Origin of the sequence: Flavobacterium sp. N1719, assembly GCF_025947045.1 — a bacterium.
GTDB classification, from domain to species: Bacteria; Bacteroidota; Bacteroidia; order Flavobacteriales; family Flavobacteriaceae; genus Flavobacterium; species Flavobacterium stagni.
In genome coordinates, this window is record NZ_CP109993.1 from 2,121,578 (window position 1) to 2,141,246 (window position 19,669).

Annotated in this window: 10 protein-coding genes; 3 read left to right on the plus strand and 7 right to left on the minus strand. The window is 42.2% G+C overall.

Features of this window, described 5'->3' with window-relative positions:
* Nucleotides 1-382: 382 nt before the first annotated feature.
* Complete coding sequence (locus OLM45_RS09080; protein WP_264509660.1) at nt 383-6,691, minus strand: T9SS type B sorting domain-containing protein; 6,309 nt, start codon at nt 6,689-6,691, stop codon at nt 383-385.
* A gap of 416 nt (nt 6,692-7,107) precedes the next feature.
* Here OLM45_RS09080 and OLM45_RS09085 point away from each other — a divergent pair, with 416 nt between their 5' ends.
* The 3 genes from OLM45_RS09085 to bglX are packed head-to-tail and all read left to right on the plus strand — an operon-like array spanning nt 7,108 to nt 11,756.
* On the plus strand, nt 7,108-8,109 hold the full coding sequence (locus tag OLM45_RS09085; protein ID WP_264509661.1) for an SGNH/GDSL hydrolase family protein: 1,002 nt from the start codon (nt 7,108-7,110) through the stop codon (nt 8,107-8,109).
* Nucleotides 8,099-9,472 (plus strand): sialate O-acetylesterase, encoded by a 1,374-nt coding sequence (locus tag OLM45_RS09090; RefSeq protein WP_264509662.1) that lies wholly within the window; start codon nt 8,099-8,101, stop codon nt 9,470-9,472. The genes OLM45_RS09085 and OLM45_RS09090 overlap by 11 nt, the downstream gene beginning before the upstream one ends.
* 1 nt (nt 9,473) lies before the next feature.
* The gene (gene bglX / locus OLM45_RS09095) at nt 9,474-11,756 is read left to right on the plus strand and encodes a beta-glucosidase BglX (RefSeq protein WP_264509663.1); all 2,283 of its coding nucleotides are present in this window, start codon (nt 9,474-9,476) and stop codon (nt 11,754-11,756) included.
* A gap of 58 nt (nt 11,757-11,814) precedes the next feature.
* On the opposite strand, the gene OLM45_RS09100 is transcribed toward bglX, so the two are convergent.
* The 6 genes from OLM45_RS09100 to OLM45_RS09125 form a co-directional block, all read right to left on the minus strand.
* Nucleotides 11,815-12,996: a glycoside hydrolase 5 family protein gene (locus OLM45_RS09100; protein ID WP_264509664.1), complete on the minus strand. Its 1,182-nt coding sequence runs from the start codon at nt 12,994-12,996 to the stop codon at nt 11,815-11,817.
* Nucleotides 12,997-13,091: 95 nt separating this feature from the next.
* A complete protein-coding gene (locus OLM45_RS09105) occupies nt 13,092-14,309 on the minus strand; it encodes a glycoside hydrolase family 26 protein (protein WP_264509665.1) in 1,218 nt (405 codons plus the stop codon).
* Between the two features lie 6 nt (nt 14,310-14,315).
* The gene (locus tag OLM45_RS09110; RefSeq protein ID WP_264509666.1) at nt 14,316-15,347 is read right to left on the minus strand and encodes a hypothetical protein; all 1,032 of its coding nucleotides are present in this window, start codon (nt 15,345-15,347) and stop codon (nt 14,316-14,318) included.
* Nucleotides 15,348-15,349: 2 nt separating this feature from the next.
* Nucleotides 15,350-16,552, minus strand: a complete 1,203-nt coding sequence (locus OLM45_RS09115) for an AGE family epimerase/isomerase (RefSeq protein ID WP_264509667.1) — start codon at nt 16,550-16,552, stop codon at nt 15,350-15,352.
* Nucleotides 16,539-17,723: a glycosidase gene (locus OLM45_RS09120; RefSeq protein ID WP_264509668.1), complete on the minus strand. Its 1,185-nt coding sequence runs from the start codon at nt 17,721-17,723 to the stop codon at nt 16,539-16,541. Before OLM45_RS09120 ends, OLM45_RS09115 begins: the two co-directional genes overlap by 14 nt.
* A 17-nt stretch (nt 17,724-17,740) precedes the next feature.
* Nucleotides 17,741-19,666 carry a sodium:solute symporter family protein gene (locus OLM45_RS09125; RefSeq protein ID WP_264509669.1) on the minus strand — a complete coding sequence of 642 codons (1,926 nt, stop codon included), beginning with the start codon at nt 19,664-19,666 and terminating at the stop codon, nt 17,741-17,743.
* Nucleotides 19,667-19,669: the final 3 nt, after the last annotated feature.

Here is a 19,669-nt window from a genome sequence, read left to right on the forward strand (position 1 = left end):
ATAAATCCCTAGGACTTCCTACCCAATTTCAAAGTATTATTCCTATCCCCAAATCGGTTTTTCTCCTAGTGATGAAGTTTGGATTTTTTAGAAGAAAGAAGCAAGAAAAAAGAGTGGGTGCGAGTTCATGGCAACACCTTGTGTAACATCGTGTAAACCTAGTGTTACCTTGTGCTCCAAAACCAATAATTTATAATTTAAAATATAAAATTTATAATAATAAAAAAAGCCGCCCTTTTACGAGCAGCTTCCATATCTAAAGTCTAACGTCTAAAGTCTAAAGTCTAAAGTCTAAAGTCTAAAGTCTAAAGTCTAACGTCTAAAGTCTAAAGTCTAACGTCTAACGTCTAACGTCTAATGTCCAACGTCTAAAGTCTAAAGTCTATCTTTTCAACGAAAAGTGCGCCTTAAACTCTTTCCTCTCAGTTCCTTCAGTATACTCCACCTTAAACCAATAATCCGTTCCCGGCATCAAGTACCCATTATACGTACCGTCCCAACCTAGTGAAGCTGGACTGATTTGCTTAATCAATTTACCCATACGGTCAAAGATGTAAATCTTCGCATCCACTTGGTTTTGTAAGCCTACTATATTCCACGTATCGTGAATACCGTCTCCATTCGGAGTGAAGTAATGCGGATAATCGATAATCGATACGCCAGAAATTACCAACGGATCACAACTGTTGTCCATGCCTCCTTCGGTATCCCAAACTGTGATGGTGTGTTCTCCTAGCGGTACGTTTTCAAACACATTCGAGGTTTGTCTCGGACCGTCGTCTAAGCTGTACGCATACGTTCCATGACCGTCTACATTCACCGTAATGGTTTGTAAGTCGGAGAAGGCATTGGTCACCACATAACCTACCGTACCTGCAGGTACCACAGCTTGACCCGATTGTATCACATCAAAGCTCGCCGAAGCTTGGTTACAAGGTAGCGTCGGATTCGTGCTGGTCATCACTACCGTGTAAGTGCGTGTAGCTCCACCCGTAGCCGCAGTGTCTACCAAATAGGTCGATCCCGTTCCAATGACAGTAGTCGGGTTGGATGCCTCATACCACTCGTAGGTAAACGTTCCTGGGATTAGGTTGCTCGCGGTCAACAACAACGGACGCACCACTTGATCCGTAAGGAAGTCCACACAAATCACATGGGAGTTATTGGCTGTTTCAATCACAGGCTCGGGTAACGGCGCAACGGTTGCATTAAAAGAAACCAAACGCGCACAACCCGTCAAGTTGTCCTCTACCCGAATCCAAATAGCATGGGTATAGGCCATATAATTCACTAAATCAGCAATGGCATTGGTCTCATTCTCTGCATCCAATTGGGTGTTGTAGAAAGTTACCGTAAAGTCGGTTGCCGACTGTCCCGTTAAAATCGTCGTTACATACTGACTCAAATCCAAGTTGAATTGTCCATCATTCGTTCCGTCGTTATCACACGTGTCGAATGGACCCGGTGCTGTAGCCAATGGTTTTGGATTCACCAAGATGTTGAATGTACCCACTACCGAGCGACAACCTGTAGTCGTGTTGGTAGCAATCACCCACAATTGCTGTGGCGAACTGGTGTTTAAATAATTACTTGGATTCGGAATCAATACCGTATGTGCCGCATCTTCGTAGAAACTCAAGCTGTAGTTGCTCAGCGGCAATGCATTCCCCGTAAGCAAGTTGGCCTGACCCCATGCTGTTAAGTTAAATGCGGTGATGTTATCGGTATCGTCGTCACATTCTTGGTAATCGGCCACAGGCTGTACCAAGGTCGGCAACGGATTCACCGTTAAGGCTTGTTCAACCAGTACATAACAGTGTTCGTTGAACGAGTCAATGTTCAAGTTGCTCTCCACACGAATCCATACGTTCTGATTCACGTTGGCCGTCGTTGGGGTAAGAATCTCATTGGTATTTGCCACCGCATCGTTATAACTCGGATAGTAATGCAAACTCACATTGGCTTGCCCGTTTAAGATATAAGCGGCATTCACCGTCAAGTCAAAAATCTCATACCCATCGCCAGGGTTGGTATCATCACACTTCGCTGCCAAAGCGGGTGGGTTGGTATTCGGCGTCGGTATGGGTAATACTTTCACCGTCAACGTGGAATAACTCTTACAGCCCGTTGCATTGGTCAATACCAAGAAAATCGTTTGGTTAGCCGCTACTGTGTTGATAAACGCACTAGGATTACTAATAGGTAGTGTATGCGCCGCATTCAAATAGTAGTTAACCGTCAAACCAGGGGTAGCCCCAATAAAACTCACCAAATCAAAAGTGGTGAATTGATTATTCGGTGTAGTATCATCATCACATAACGCATACAAGGTAGGCAAACTCACAGGAGTTGCTAAGTTCACTTGCAAGTCAAACGAACCCACCGCAAAACAATGCGAGGATTTGTGCTCCACACGCACCCAAATGGTCGTCGTACCACAAGCGGTATAGTTGGTCGTATTCACAATCGGGTTGATACCCGCTGGTGAAGCTGACGCATCGGCTTGTGAAGTGTAATAGGTTACGGTATAATTGTTAGCTGCTGTAGTTTGTTGGGCTAAGACCGCAGGAGTCTGTGACGCTAAGTTAAAAGTCGTACATCCATCTGTAGGATTACTATCCACATCACAGTTATTTATCGTTGGTAAGTTAAACGGCTCGATAGGTGCAATGTTTACTTGTAACGTAATAGGTGCAATAGTCACACAACCCGTAGTCGGGTCTTCGGCGCGAACCCAAATGATTTGCGTAAACGGATCGTTGTTCACAAAAGGAACCGACACATTGATAGGGTTCAACGGTGTCTGCGCATCAATCTGCGTTATGTGGTACGTAATGGTATAAAGTGTAGGCGATCCCGAAAGCAATTGTGGGGTCAACGTACTTAAGTCAAACTGACCCACACCGTCTTGGTTGTCGTCACACACGGTATAAGGTGCAGTCGGTACCAAAATACTCGGCTTTGGATTCACGACCAAGTCCATGGTCGTTACTACAAAACAACCCGTCGTGGTATTGGTTAAACGTATACCAATAGTTTGGTTGTACGGCGCTCCGTTTTGATAGGCCGCCGGATTCGCAATCGCACCCGTATTGGCATTGGCATTGGCCAAGGTCGGATAAAACGTCACTTGGATGCCTGTTTGCCCGTTTAATATCGTTGGAAGTTGCGAATTCAAATTAAAGATTTCAAAGCCCACTGGAGCGGTAGTCTCACACAATTCATATTGCGAGAAGTAGCCAACAGCAGGTAACAGCGGTAGTGGGTCAACTACCAAGTTCACCGATACCACATCAAAACAACCAGTCGAATTATTTTGAACACGAATCCACAAAGTCGTCGATGCTGAAGCAAAAGCATTCGTTCCTGATAAGGCATTTTGAGGAACCAAAGCATCCGCTTGTGAGGTATAATAAGTCACTGTATGCTGAGAAGCGGCTAAACTACCCAACACTTGAGGGTTTACTACCGTATTCAAATTAAACACCGCAATACCATCCGTGTTATCGTCACATTTATGGTAATCCAAAGGAGTCGTCGCTACTGGTTTTTTATTCACGATTAACAATAGGGTAGTTAAGGACGGACAGTTCGGCGCTGCTGGGTCAAACACACGTATATAAATGGTTTGTTGGTCGTAATCGTTATTACAGAACAATTGCGTGAGCGGTATCGGATTCGAACCGGTCTGCGCATCGGTATTCGTCACGTGGAAGGTAACCTGTACCGATGGATTGGTCGTAATCTCTGGAATCTTCGTTATCAAATCAAACGTACATGCCACGCCGTCATTGTTGTCATCACAAACGATATAGGGTGTTGGGGTCGAAATCACGGGAGCAGCCACAATAGTAATCGCTTGGGTCACAGTTGTAGCACATTGTCCCGCATTCGGAGTAAAAGTATAGTTGTTACTCGCATTCGGAGTGTAGGCTGGCGTCCAAACACCTGTAATTCCATTCAAAGAAGTGGTGGGTAATGGAGAAGGCAAGCCCGGACAGCGAGTCGCGGTAATATTGAACGTGGGTACAATCGAATTGTTAATCACATTCACCGTCATGGTTGTTGTGGTCGCACATTGTCCGGTATTGGGTGTAAATGTATACGTTGTAGTAGCTGTATTATTGGGTGCAGGCGACCAAGTTCCCGTTATGCCATTATTTGAGGTCGTCGGTAAAGAAGGAAAGGTCGTGTTAATACAAATCGGCGCCACTTGCGTAAACGTTGGGACAACAGGTGCAGTAATCGGCACGGATAAAGTAGCCGTATTGGCACACTGACCCGCACTTGGTGTAAACGTATAGGTTGTTGTAGCGGTATTGTTAAAGGCAGGCGACCATGTTCCTAGTATTCCATTGTTTGAAGTAGCAGGTAACGGATTAGTGGTCGTTCCTGAACACAACGCACTGATAGGGGTAAAAGTTGGCGTTACCTTAGGGGTAATGACAATCTGTAAGGTGGTAGTATTCGCACATTGAGTACCATTCGGCGTAAAGGTATAGGTTGTCGTTGCCGTGTTGTTTAAGGCAGGCGACCATGTACCGGTAATCCCGTTGTTGGATGTAGTCGGCAACGGACTCAAGGCTGTGCCTGCACATACGGCAGCAACAGGGGTAAAGGTAGGCGTCACATTAGGTGTTACTGTGATAGTAAACGAATATTGATTAGCACACTGACCGGTAGTCGGGGTAAAGGTGTAGGTGGTAACACCTGTAGTCCCCGTTTGTATCGAAGCAGGTGACCAAGTACCCGTAATTCCGTTATTCGAAGTAGTGGGTAATAAAGGTTGTGTTACGACAAAATCTTCACAAAAAGTTTGATTCCCTTGACTAAAGATAGGCGTTCCAGTGGAATTGATCACAACCGTTAATGTCGTACTCGTCGCACAAGCACTGTTAATCGGGGTAAAGGTATAGGTCGTTGTTGCAAACAAATTAGGGGCTTGATCCCATGTTCCCTGAATACCGTTATTGGAGGTAGTTGGCAACGTAAAAGACGTTCCTGCACACAACGGTCCAATCGCTGTAAAGGTTGGCGTTACTTGGGGTGTTATCGTCACAGTCAACGTTTGTGGATTCGCACATGGAAACAAAACAGAATCAGGGGTAAATGTATACGACCCTGAGGCATTCGGGTTTATAGTAGCCGGACTCCAAGTTCCACTAATTCCGTTGGGAGAAGTGGTCGCTAATGTAGGAACAGCACTGCCTTGACAGATCGAACCAATAGCAGGGAAGTTCGGGTTGGTAAATGTCGAACAAGGTGTATTACACGTCACGGTCATGGGAGAAACACAGGCCACTCCATTCGCTTGTAAAGTGAACGTCACCGAAGTCCCCGGACTCAATCCTGTCACCGTATAGTTGGATGGCGCTACCCAAGTACCCGTTACAGGAGCACCTCCGGCAACGGTATAGGTATAGGTAAAATTCGTTTGCCCTACATTACTAAAATCAAAGTTGATAGAAGTTGGTGTGGTATTCGGACTCGCCATATCACAGAATAAGTTCAATGATGGTCCGGTATTGGCAATATTCACTACAATCGGCACACGGTTGCTTTCACATCCTGCAATCGTCTGACTCACATAATAGGTAAACGTGCCTAAGGTAGCAGTTGAAGGAGTTGGAGCTACTGCTGAAGCCGTTCCACCAGTTGCATTGGTACCGTACCAGTTTAGTGTTCCACCAGTACTCGGTGTAGCTACTAATGGCGTCGCCACCGCATTCTGACAGTAATTCACAGGAGTAGTTACCGTTGGATCGGTTACAGTAGTAAAGTTAATCGTCACTGTAGAAGTAATCGCTAGACCACAAATGTTGGTAGCCGTCAAGGTTAACGTAACCGAAGTTCCCGTTGTGGGTAAAGTATAGGAAGTATTTAGACTATTGGGGTTGGTAAATGTTCCCCCAGGTGCCGTCCACTGCACCGATTGTTGGCCTTGAGCTGTACCGGTAAGGTTAATCGAAGCACCACGACAAGCGGTTTGGGTGGTACCCGCATTTACGGTAAAAGGTTGTACAGGGGCCAAACAACCATTGTTCACATAAGTTGGCACACCTGCTGGCGTAAAGTTAACAGCAGCTCCATCTTGACTGGTCAAGGGTCCGCCATAGCCGCCCGTATTGTTAATCAATAAACTGCGTTCGTAAGTAACCGTATCGGCACACGTTCCGCCAAACGACATGACCAAGGTTCGCGTACCCGGTATGGTATTGTAATTGGCAAAATGGCCACCGATATTGGCCGTATTATTTTGAAAGATCATGTACACGGTTGTCGTCAGTGTAGCAAACGAATTAAACGTCACATTCACATTCTGACTCGTCACAAGCAAAACGGTTGCATTCGCTGGCAGTACACCACCCGTAGGCTGAAGAATTTGGCCACAGTTTCCTGCAGCAGCGATACTGGCATTTAATTGAGCCACAATATTAGCTGTAGTGGCATTTTGAATAACGCCTCCCCATGCATTATTCGGCCAAGTTACTGTTAAGTTGGCGGTATTTAAGGGGTTCGGACCCACTTTGAAGCGCACCATTTCATTAAAGCCTTCTTCGTTGGTGGGATTGGTAGGGGAACAAGCGTCCACTAAAATACTCTCAATTTCAAAACATTGCCCATAGGAGGTACCCGCAAAGAGTACGGTTAGAGTAAGTACCACTAGGCGCAAATAATTTCGTAAAATCATGTGTTTCCGTTTTTTAAAGGGTCACAAAGTTACATAAAATAACGGCTTTGCCCTCGGTTGTAGATTAATTTTTCATTAGGATTTAAATTAAACAATGCTGTAACTCTTTACCCTAATTTTTGTTAGTTAATTTAACATTTTAAACCATTGATATCGTGAGTTTAACTTCAATAAATAAAATGAAAAAGGAAGCTCATTTAAAACATTACAAGGTATTCAGGAAACGCATGAAACATTTTCAATTTTATATCAAATAATGATGGTTTTGTATTAGTCCATATTACAGCTTTCCTTTATTTTTACAATTACCATTTTAATAATTTCCTGTGAAAAAAATACGAATACTATTCATGTTTGCAACTTTTGGGGGACTGACATTCGCGCAGTCTTCCCCAGAGGTTGTTAATGTACATCTTATGGGGCGAATTGATCAAAAAGCCCCTCGTCAATTCCTGCTCATTGGGGCTGCAGCCTCTGTAACTTTCGATTTTGAAGGGACTGCTGCCCAAATTCAATTGCAAAGTGTTGATCAATGGGAACACCACAATTACTTTACACTCGTCGTTGATGATCAAGTACAGGGACGATTTACTATTAATGCGGGAGCAGCGCAGCCCTTCGCAGTTGAAGCGAATACATCAGGAAAGCATCGTGTAACCTTATACAAAGCGACCGAGGCCTCCAGTGGAAATATTTTGATCGACTTAACTACGACGACCAATTTAATTCCTTCCCAAGTACCCACGCGTAAACGCATTGAATTCATTGGCGATTCCATTACCTGCGGGGCTCAAAGTGATACTTCTGGAGTTCCTTGTAACCAAGGCCAGTATTTTGACCAACACAATGCCTACTTTGCTTATGGTCCCGAATTGGCCCGAAAACTCAACTGTGATTTTGTACTGAGTTCGGTATCAGGGATTGGTATGTATCGTAATTGGAACGACGAACACCAAAGCGAGCCCATTATGCCAGAGGTCTACAATAATTTGTATTTGGACAAAAATAACGCAGTTCCCTACAACACTTCTCTTGCACCTGAAATTGTGAGTATTTGTTTGGGTACAAATGATTTATCCTACGGAGATGGCGTCAAAAAACGTTTACCGTTTAATGCGTCAACCTACACCGCGAATTATATTGCCTTCATAGAGAATATCTACCAGCGCTATCCAAATACGCAAATAGTAATTTTGGACAGTCCCATGGTTTCAGGAGCGCAAAAAGAAGCGCTGAATATAGCTTTAGAAGCAGTCCTTAAACATTTTAAAAAGGATAAGCAACACAAACGCATTCAGTTGTTTCAATTTCAAACGGTTTTTGCGCACGGGTGTACCGGACATCCCAGCGTGTCCGATCATGCACAAATGGCCCAACAATTGTACCCTTTTTTCCAAAAAATTATTCATGAAAAATAAAATCTGCCTTTTTATATTCACACTATATACTTTATCGGCCTCTGCGATTGTACTTCCGTCCCAATTCTCAGACGGCATGGTTTTGCAACGTAATTCAGATGTGAAAATCTGGGGATGGGGCACACCCAAGGAAAAGATTGAAATTACACCTGAGTGGGCAAATCAAACCTACACCGTCATTACACCCAACACAGCGCGTTGGGAAATTGTAATACCAACTTCCAAAGAAGGCGGACCCTTTACCTTGAAATTCAAAGGGTACACTGAGGTTACTTTGCACGATATTTTAATAGGTGAAGTGTGGTTGTGTTCCGGACAGTCCAATATGGAAATGACCGCAGCATGGGGTATTGACAATGGAGAAGCAGAAGTGGCAAAGGCCCAATATCCTACCATACGATTTTTTACTGTGGCCAAATGCACCGCAGATAGTCCTCAGAATACTGTAAACGGGCAATGGCAATCCTGCTCTCCCGAAGTAATGCGCTATTCCAGTGCTGTGGCTTATTTTTTTGCCCAACGTTTGCAATCCCAGTTTCCCAATGTTCCCATCGGACTCATTGTTTCAGCTTGGGGTGGAACACCCGCAGAAGTTTGGATTCCAGAAACAACTATCGCTTCAAACCCTGTTCTTGTTCAAGCTGCCGCTAAATTACAACCCAACGAATACGGTCCAGTTTTACCCGGTAAAACCTACAACGCTATGATTCATGGGTTAGCAGAATACAAGCTGAGCGGAATGCTATGGTACCAAGGGGAGTCCAATGTGGGTTCAACCGTATACGATCAAACCTTGGAAGCATTGGTGCAATCATGGCGAACTCAATGGAAACAAGATTTTCCATTTTACTATGTGCAAATCGCACAGTATGGTACGCCTACACAAACGGATTTTTCGAATCCTATACTCAGGGATTCACAACGCAAGGCACTCCGAATTCCGAATTCTCAAATGGTAGTAATCACTGATTTAGCCACTGCCGATGACATTCACCCTAAAAATAAAAAAACAGTGGGGGTTCGTTTGGCTAATTGTGCCTTAAAATACCAGTTCAAAACACTCATTGAAGAGGTTAATGGTCCTCTTATCGCCACTAAAACTATACTACCATCAGCTATCCAACTTATCTTTGATCATGGAGACGGACTTTATTTTAAAAATCCCAACGATACTCAGTTTGAAATCGCAGGAGCGGATGGGGTATATTATCCCGCAAAAGCCCAAATCAAAGGAGCTACAATCCTTTTGAAAAGTAATCAAGTGAAAGCACCCCAACGGGTTCGCTTTGCCTGGCATACGGCACATACCCCTCAATTGTTTAACAAGGCCCAACTTCCTGCCTCTGTATTTTGCTTAGAATAATATGAAAAATACAATCGGAATTTTTGTGCTGTGCAGTATAAGCTTAGTACAAGGTCAACATAAAAAATCAATGAATACGAATGCTACAATCGACCAAAAAGTCGAAGCCCTTTTACAACAAATGACCCTCGAAGAAAAAGTAGGGCAAATGAACCAATACAATGGGTTTTGGGAAGTTACCGGTCCCGCACCACAATCGGGTGATGCCCAACGCAAATACGAACACCTCAAAAAAGGGTGGGTAGGATCCATGCTTACGGTACGCGGAACCAAGGAAGTTCGCGCCGTTCAAAAGATTGCTGTAGAAGAAACCCGTTTGGGCATTCCTTTAATCATCGGATTTGATGTGATACACGGCTATAAAACCATTAGCCCCATTCCATTGGCAGAAGCAGCGAGTTGGGACATGGAAGCTATCAAACGATCGGCGCAAATGGCTGCCGATGAAGCTTCTGCTTCAGGAATCAATTGGACATTTGGTCCCAATGTCGATATTGCACGTGATGCCCGCTGGGGACGCGTCATGGAGGGAGCTGGGGAAGACCCATTTCTAGGAAGCTGTGTCGCTACAGCTCGTGTCAAAGGATTTCAAGGCGAAACGAAAGCTGATTTAGCAAAAGCCAATACATTAGCTGCCTGTGCCAAGCATTTTGCAGGATATGGGTTTGTAGAAGCGGGTAAAGAATACAATACGGTTGATATGGGGAATGCTACTTTATTCAATACAGTATTGCCTCCCTTTGAAGCCGCACAAAAAGCAGGGGTTCGTACATTTATGAATGCATTTAATATTTTAAATGGTGTTCCCGCAACAGGGAGTACATTTTTACAACGTTCTCTTTTAAAGGGCAAATGGGGATTTGACGGATTTGTCGTTACCGATTGGGCATCCATTCGTGAAATGATGAACCATGGTTTTGCACAAGACGGTGCAGAAGCTTCACAAAAAGCAGTCACAGCTGGGGCTGATATGGACATGGAGTCCCATTTATATGTGAAAGAATTAGTAGGTTTGGTCAACAATGGAAAAGTCAAAGAATCCCTTATTGATGATGCAGTACGCCGTATTCTTCGTGTGAAATTTGAATTGGGCTTGTTTGATGACCCTTACCGGTATTGTGATCCTAAAAGGGAAAAGCAAACGGTGGGAAGCGCAGCACAAAAAGCAATTGCTTTAGACATGGCCAAGAAGTCCATCGTACTATTAAAAAATGAAAATCAATTGTTGCCTTTGCCTCAATCGGGTAAAAAGATTGCTTTAATAGGGGCATTAGCCGCCGATGACAACAGTCCGCTGGGAAGTTGGCGTATTGCCGCTGACGATCATACGGCTGTGTCGGTTGTAACGGGTATGCAGCGATATAAAGGAAATACCTTGGTATATGCCAAAGGTGCCGATTTAACGGTTGGGAAAACTACCTTCATTGATGAATTGGTTTTCAATACTACCGATACTTCAGGCTTTGTAGAAGCTATTCAAGTAGCCCAAAATTCTGATATAGTTGTCATGGTATTGGGAGAGCACGGTTTCCAAACGGGTGAGGGAAGAAGTCGGACCCAATTGGATTTACCGGGTGTGCAACAAGCCTTGTTAGAAGCGGTTTATGCGGTTAATCCCAATATTGTTTTGGTGCTACAAAACGGTCGTCCATTGGCCTTACCTTGGGCTGCCGAACATATTCCTGCTATTGTAGAGGCTTGGCATTTGGGTACGACCTCGGGTGATGCCATTGCTTCGGTGTTGTACGGAGAGTATAATCCGAGTGGTAAGCTCCCGATGACTTTTCCTAGAAATGTTGGACAATGTCCGATTTATTACAACTACCATAATACCGGTCGTCCTGCCAATACGGATAATAACGTATTTTGGTCGCATTACAGTGATGTGGATAAATCCCCACAATGGCCGTTTGGATTCGGATTGAGTTATACCCAATTTACGTATTCCAAGCCTTTGATGAAAAAGAATGTTTACTCTAAAGGGGAGTCCATTGAAGTGGAGGTAACCGTCACCAATACAGGTTCGCGAGCGGGTGTAGAAATTGTACAATTGTACCTGCAAGATATTGCTGCTAGTTTATCTCGTCCTGTGAAAGAACTCAAAGGATTTGAACGTATTGAATTACAGTCTGGGGCATCCAAAACAGTTACCTTTACACTTAACGATTCTTCTTTAGGGTTTTATGATAATGAAGGTACATACCATGTAGAACCCGGATTTTTCAATGTGTTTATTGGAACTAATTCACAAGAGGTCAAAGCCGTTCAATTTGAATTACGATAATACATTTTGTTGTTTAAAAAAAGGAGCGCTCATGTAATTTACAGAGCGCTCTTTTTGATTATTGAAATTGGAGTGCAAATTTTTTAATCAGTCGTAGTGTCTTTTTTTCATTGGAAAAAACAGAATTCAAACCCTGTGGTTCTTGTGGTGGATCGGTGGTAAAGTCATCGCCCGCATTCCATTTACCCCGTTCGGGATGTTGCTTGGCTAATCCTCCATATCCCCAAAAATTTAAGGCGACAAAAGGTTCGTTATTTTTAACAGCCTCTTGCAAACGTTTAAAAACGGCTTCGTAATATTGGTCCCGATACTGTGTAGATGCAGCAGTGTCTAAACCTTCGCCATTTCTTGGGAAACCAAATTCTTCTAACACCAGTGGTTTTTGTAAACGTTGGGCTACTTCTAAATGTTGGTCTATGTATTGCAATGTTTTGGATATGGCTACTTGAGTGGAATTTGCTTCATCATTCAATTGGTACCATCCCCAGTTTTTGGGCCAAATATGTATCGTTAAATAATCAATCAGCGGATTGTTGTGGGTACGCTCGAAGGTGGCTAAGTCATCATTACTGCCCGCCATTCCTTCAGAACCTGTGGTTATCAGTTGATTTGGGGCCAAACGATTCATTTCCTCCAGAAGTTTTTGTAACCATGTTGTAAATGCAGTTTCGTTTTGAGGTGAAAAAACTCGAGGTTCATTAGCCACTTCCCAAGCCATAATGGTAGGGTCTTCCGTGTATTTTCGGTTGGTGATTGAATTGGTACGTTGCATAACGATACGTACATGCTGTAACAAATCGTCTTGGCATGGTTGGCACTGATGGAATTGTTGGGTAAATGACATGAACTCAGGCCAAGTATGGGGAGGAATATTCGGATTTGGAACGGCTCCATAACCATTCCATTCCAAGTATTTGGCTAGTCCGCCCGACCATTCCCAGTTATTGGTTAAGAAGAGTATAGCGGTCATATTGCGTTTTTCCATCTCCGCCAATAAATAATCCAAACTGCTCCAAAGTTGGGTGTTGTATTTCCCTTTTTGCGGTTGCAAAGCAGGAGTAACGGTATAATCTTGATCGCCACCCTCTGCACCTACCATAACGCGTAAGTTGGTCACACCCATGCGCTTCAGTTCATCCAACTCTTGACGTAAACGCTGTTGATTTTCGGGAGTGGTACCCAAAAGTCCGCCATACCAATAATTGGAACCAATGTAATGATACGGTTTTTGGTTACGCACGAACTGCTGGTTTTCAATTGTAACAAAATTTGATTGTGCCCAGCCCCAGTGAAGCGAACTTAAGCAAACGATTCCTATAATTTTTCTCAACATAATTAATTCGGTAAGGTATACAATTGGGGTAATTGCGGTTGTAAAATGCAACGCGCTTTGGTAGTAAACTGTAAGAAGTCAGCCGTATTTCCCGATGCTGGTGTAGGGATATAATAGGCGTTTTGGGTATTGTTCCAAAACATGACATAAGCAATCTTTGGTGAAGATTCATTCAACGCATAGTACAAATAGGTTGAAAACCAATTTGAAATCGGACTGCTTGTAGCACTCACTTGATATCCTGTTTCCGTGAGGGCTGCAATTTTATTTTTTTGTTGTGCTAAATTCGATAACATAATCAATTTCTCATTGGCACGAACTGCGCCTTGTTGCCCTTGCTGTACCGCAAAATCCGCATAGTTATCCATGCCTAATAGATCTACATAGTCATCCCCTGGATAACGGGTTAAGTAATCGTTGGCTTGGGTATAACTGGCATCGGGAGCAAATGCATACAGTACATTATGAATATTTTTTACATCCCTTAAGTAGGTAACAATAAATCGAAATACGGTTTTGTATTCTTCGGCTGTGGCATAGTTCTGTCCCCACCAAAACCAACTGCCATCCATTTCATGAAACGGTCGAAAAACAACAGGAATAGGTGTTCCATTCACTTCTAATGTTTGAAAAACACTAGCCAGTTTGTCGAGTTTGGCTTTGAACCAGTTGTGGTGTATTCCGTTGGGAAGAAGACTTTTAAAAGCCGTTGCTTTTTGTTGGTCGGTCATCGTATTGGTATAAAACTGTTCTTCCAGATAAGGTTCCCGCAAATGCCAAGAATAGGTTACCAGCATTCCTTTTTGGAAGGCTTCTTTGGCGTCAGCAATACTTTTCAATTCTTGTTGATAATACCAATTGTCGGCTTGCCCCGTATTGTTTTTATCCGTGATAAACATAAAATCCAAACCTAGTACAGCTGGATCTTTACCCGTTGTTTTTTTTAAATCTGAAAGTCCGGTTTGATTGGCATAAAAACTATTGAACGCTTCGTGTTGACCTACCAAATTTTTTGCAGACGATTGATTGACCAATTGATAGAACAAAGCTGTAGTAGCAGGAGTCGCATTATGATCCACCATGTAATCCCGAACATTTTGTGGGGTAATCACACTGGGTTGGGGTGAAGGTGTTGTTGTAATGGTTGTGCCTTGATCTTTTGAACAAGAAAAAATTATACTAGCGAGTAGAATAGCAACTATTGAAAATCGATTTTTCATGCTGTTTTATTGAAAACTAATAGTGATATCATCCGCAAATAATGTTCCCGTTGCAAATCCGAGTGCCAACATGATACGGTAGTTTTTGGTCCCATTTGGCAAAGGAAATGTTTTGGTGTAATAGGTCCAATCGGTTGTACCAGTAACAAAAACCACGCTTTGATCATCTCCCGTTTTGGTCGTTCCGTTAGCGGTAAATTCTACATTGAGTAATCCGTTATTCCAAGTGTTTTTACCTTGAACAATGGAATCGGATTTTAACCAAGCTGAAATCGTGATTTGGGTGGCATTGGCTGGAACTTCAGCATTTTGGTCTATCCCAGTCCAAACAGGAGTATTTGATGTTAAGCGACATGCATATTTTCCGGATTTAGGTTGGTTGGTTTCTTGTATAAAGTCACCACGCCAAGGTTGTTCACCCGATTCGAAGTCACCATTTTTAAATTCAATGATTTTGGTTGCATCTTCATCAGTAATCACTTCGGGTAACCGTTTTGCGTTTTCTTGCGCTACAATAGCATTATAGGCTTCTTGAGAAAGCGGAAGGATTTTGATGTCATCAAATAAGATAGTACCATTTACTTGTCCTAATGCGAGCATGAGTCGAACTTTTGTACATTTTTCTGGAAGTGCAATGACTTTTTTATACAAAGTCCAAGGCGTAGTATGCAAAACAGAAGCCACGGATTCAAACGTATTGCTTGCCGTTCCATTAAAGATTTCCAAATCCATTTTACCGGTATTCCAAGAATTAGCTCCAGGTTCGATTCCGTCACTTTTTATCCATCCACTACATTCAATAGCCACACAATTTTTAGGAAGGTTGATGGTTTGATCAATACCCTTCCATTCCTGTCCAACAAATTGCGTAATACTGCAGCTCTGTTTACCATTTTTAGCATCATAGGGATTTAAAGCGCCAACATTTCCGTTCCAAGCCTGAAAATCTGATTCAAAACTACCATTTTGGACAAGGTTTTTTTGTGCCATTCCGCTGATGCTAAGACAAAGAAAGCCTAAAAGCAATTTATTTTTCATAGTTATAATCTTTTTATGAGTTCGATACATGCGCGTACATTGTGGTACGGGCATTTCCAGAAGCCAACTTTATCTTTTTTGATGGGTGATCCATCACTATAAATTCCCCAAATCCATTCTCCATGCTTGGTATCTACAAGTTTGTTTTGGATAAATTCAAAGTTTTGATAGGCCAGTTGTAAATATTTTTCATCTTGGGTTAATTCAAAAGCATTGATCATACCAATTAACCATTCCGCTTGTGGCCACCAATGTTTTTCTTTGATCATTTCTTGGGTGGTTATTTCCCATTCGTACCATAAAGCGCCATCGGTATCGAGTCCGCGAAGTGCAGCAGTAGTTAATAGAAGCGCATTACTTTGATAGATATCAACCCAGTAATCATCTTCTATTATTTCTGCGCAACGCAACAATAACCAAGCGGCTTCAATATCGTGTCCATAGGAAATCACACTTTTGGATTCGTTCCAATTTTCGTCGAAAAACAGTCGTAAATGCCCTGAATTTTTATCAATGAAATGGGTGTCAATTATCGACAATAAATCCTTTATGCGTTGTTTTAGCTCTTTGTCTGGCCAAACTTCATACAAGTTGGCATAGGCTTCAACAATATGCAAATGAGTATTCATGGTTTTTTTCTCATTGGCATCTTTTTCGCTTAAGCGTAAATCTTCCAAGAGTTCCCAATCATCAGAAAAGGCTTCAAAGTAACCGCCATGAATTGTATCGAAACTGTAAGTTTCAATTTTGTTGTAAAGGCTTAGTGCTATTGCTAACGCCTGATTATTGGCACTAATTTTAAAATATTCACTTAAACCATAGATAGCAAAAGCAAGCGCATAGATTTGATTTTTGGTTTCTTTGGGTTTTCCTTCATAGGTTAAACTCCAATACAAACCACCATGAGTTGGATTTATAAAATTATTTTTTAGGTAGATAAAAGCCCTTTCGGCAAGATTTTTATGTACTTCATTTTGATTGATGGGATAGGCCGCTGCGAATGTCCATAAAAGTCGGGCATTGAGAACAGCACCTTTGTCAGCAAAATAATTTTTACCATTAAAATGGTCGATTTCACCTATAAATCCCCCTTGAAATTCGTCGGGTGTTTCCTGACTCCAAAAGTAAAGTAAGGCCTCCATTTCTGTGTGAATTTCGGCCTTAAACTTTTGGGTATCGATGTGTGTTGTACTATCGATTTTCATTTTTTGTAATTAATTCTAAAATGGTTTGTACCGATCCATAGGAATACAATTGATCTTCTGGCGAGTGGCAAACATAATCAACAAGGCGCTCAATACTGGAAACGGCTACATGCATACGGGTATCCGATGAAGCGTAATAGATGTAAACAGTACCTTCTTCATCCGTAATCCATCCGTTTGAAAATAAGACATTGGAAACATCTCCAACGCGCTCCTCATTTTCGGGAGCCATAAAATGTCCAGCGGGTTTGTGAATCACTTTAGAAATGTCATTCAAATCAGTCATGAACATGTACAATGTATAGCGTAATCCAGCCGCGGTATTTCGAACACCGTGTGCCAAATGTAACCATCCTTTAGAGGTTTTGATCGGCGCTGGCCCCAATCCGTTTTTCAATTCGTATACAGTATGGTAGTTTTTACCGTAAATGATTTTTTCATCTTGTACCACAGGATTTAGCATATCGTCAATATATCCCAAACCAATTCCGCCTCCACTTCCCACGTCTATGAAGCCATCTTGCGGACGTGTATAAATAGCGTATTTTCCATTGATAAACTCGGGGTGAAGTACCACATTTCGCTGTTGTCCCGTATTCGAAATCAAGTCGGGTAAACGTTCAAAATGGATTAAATCTTTGGTTCGAACAATACCGGCATTGGCCACGGCAGCACTAGTGTCTCCTGCTGGTGCGTTAGGATCCTTACGTTCGGTACAAAAAATACCGTATATCCAACCGTCTTCATGGGCTACAAGGCGCATGTCATATACATTCGTGTCGGGATTTCCAAGAATTTGAGGAATCACGCAGGGTTTGTCCCAAAATTCAAATTGGTCAATACCGTTCGGACTTTCTGCCATGGCAAAGAACGATTTACGGTCGTTACCTTCAACACGTAAACAAAGCACATATTTTCCATTCCAAAGTAGGGCACCAGCATTAAATGCGGCATTGTATCCAATACGTTCCAAACCGAGTGGATTGGTTGCTGGATTAAGATCAAATCGCCAATGAAGCGGCACATGTTTATTGGTCACGACCGGATTTTTGTAACGAACGTAAATCCCGTTGCCATTAACTGTAGGTTCATTTTTTAATTGGATCAAATCCGTGTATGCTTTGAGTAAGTTATCGTAATTAGCGATAGTGTTTAATTTATCGGTAAGCATTGTAATGTTAGTTTAATTTAATAATCAGTGAGTCTTTTCCACCATGTTTTACGCATTACTACCACTATAATTAGCAATAGAGCCAAAACGATGAATAAAGATTTCCAATGGGATAAAATGAAGTACATGGGAAGCAATGTCAATAATATTTGACCTGCTATACCCAATCCCACATTCAACATGTTGATGGAAAAGTTTTTGTTGGATTCAAAATCCGGATCAGTTGCTGCAATTTCATCATGAATAGGTTTCCAAAAACCCCATGGGCGGACATCTTTGTAAAATTTGATTAGGGTTTCTTTGTTGGTTGGTGGTGCAGCGTATGAACCTAAAATACAAGCAATCAATTGAATTACAATAAATACGGGGAAGAAATAAAGCATTCTTGTGCCATCAAAATAAGTAGTGATTCCTGTAACTGAAAGGGTAGGAGGAATGGCGCTGGCTACAATTCCTGCCAACATCCCCCAGAAATAACCATTGGCATTGAATCGCCACCAATACCATTTCAAGACATTGGCGCACACGAATCCACCATAGAGTCCGGCCGTAATGATATTAAAAATCATGTTGACATCTTTAATCAATAATCCGAGACCAACACCCAATACCACCATTAATGTTCCAGATAGGTAACTAACATTAATGATTTTTTTACGGTCAGCATTGGGATTGATTGATTTTAGATAAATGTCGTTCACCAAATAAGCTTGACCTGCATTTAATGTACCCGAAAAATTACTCATAAAAGCACCTAAGAAACCAGCCAATACTAATCCAACGAGTCCGGTGGGCAAATACGTATTAATTACTGCAGGCATAATACTTTCAAAGTTTATTCCTTCTTGATGGTGGGAGAGGGTCAATTCTTTGAAGAATAAAATACCCAATACACATAGTCCCATCACCATAAAATAACGGATAGGTAACAAAATTATGGAGATAAATCCGCTCATCTTACTAGCCTCTTCAGGTGATTTCGTACTTAAAATTTTCTGACAGTCATAGTTAGGAGCAGGGCCTGCTAAACTTTTTAATACCCCCGAGAAAAACATCATACTCACTACGGCAGAAAAGAGTTTATACCCGTCACTTTCCAGTTTTTTTCCAGCAGAAGGAAGGATGGAATTCCAGTCCAGACCTAATTCTTTACCGAATAACGGATTATCCCAACCTAAAGGCATACGGTCAGAGATCAAGATTCCCGATTTGGCAAGTTCTTGCATGGCAATGGCACCCACAAATAAGGAGCATACAATCATAATCATGTATTTGATGAAATCGGCCAAAACAATACCGTGCATTCCTCCAACAATACTGTAGAAAGTCGCCACAATACAAATACTAACCCCATAGAACTGTGCAGTCGTATTTTTTGCAGCTATTAGACCCGTTTGATAAGCTGCACTGGACGGATTTAAATGTTCCAGGTGTTGGTCTAGAAAGGGAATTACATCTTTAATAGTTTCGTAGGGGATAAAGATTTCTAGAAATTCTCCAACCCCAACAAAGGCATAGGCCATATAACCGATGCACAACATTAAGGCAAAAACAACAACAATAGTATGACTCTTAACGACCCCTTTGTCATGGTAGCCAAAGCGGGTTCCCAGCCATTCTGCACCTGTTGTTGCATTGCTTCGTCGGAGCCATTTGCTGAGAAAAACCATCAAGAAAACCTGATTAAAAACAGGCCACATCCATGGAATCCACACACTTTTGAATCCGTACAAAAAAGCCATACTCACCAAAAGCATGGTACCCGATATATCAAACATATCGCTGGCATCACTAAGTCCGAGCATGTACCAAGGTAATTTTTTCCCGGCCATCAAGTAATTGTCTTTACTTTTCTTAGCGCGGTTTTTCATGATTAATCCAATGACAATCATTAGTACGAAGTACAAACCAATAATTGTTAAGTCTAAAGTAGCTAATTTCATAGC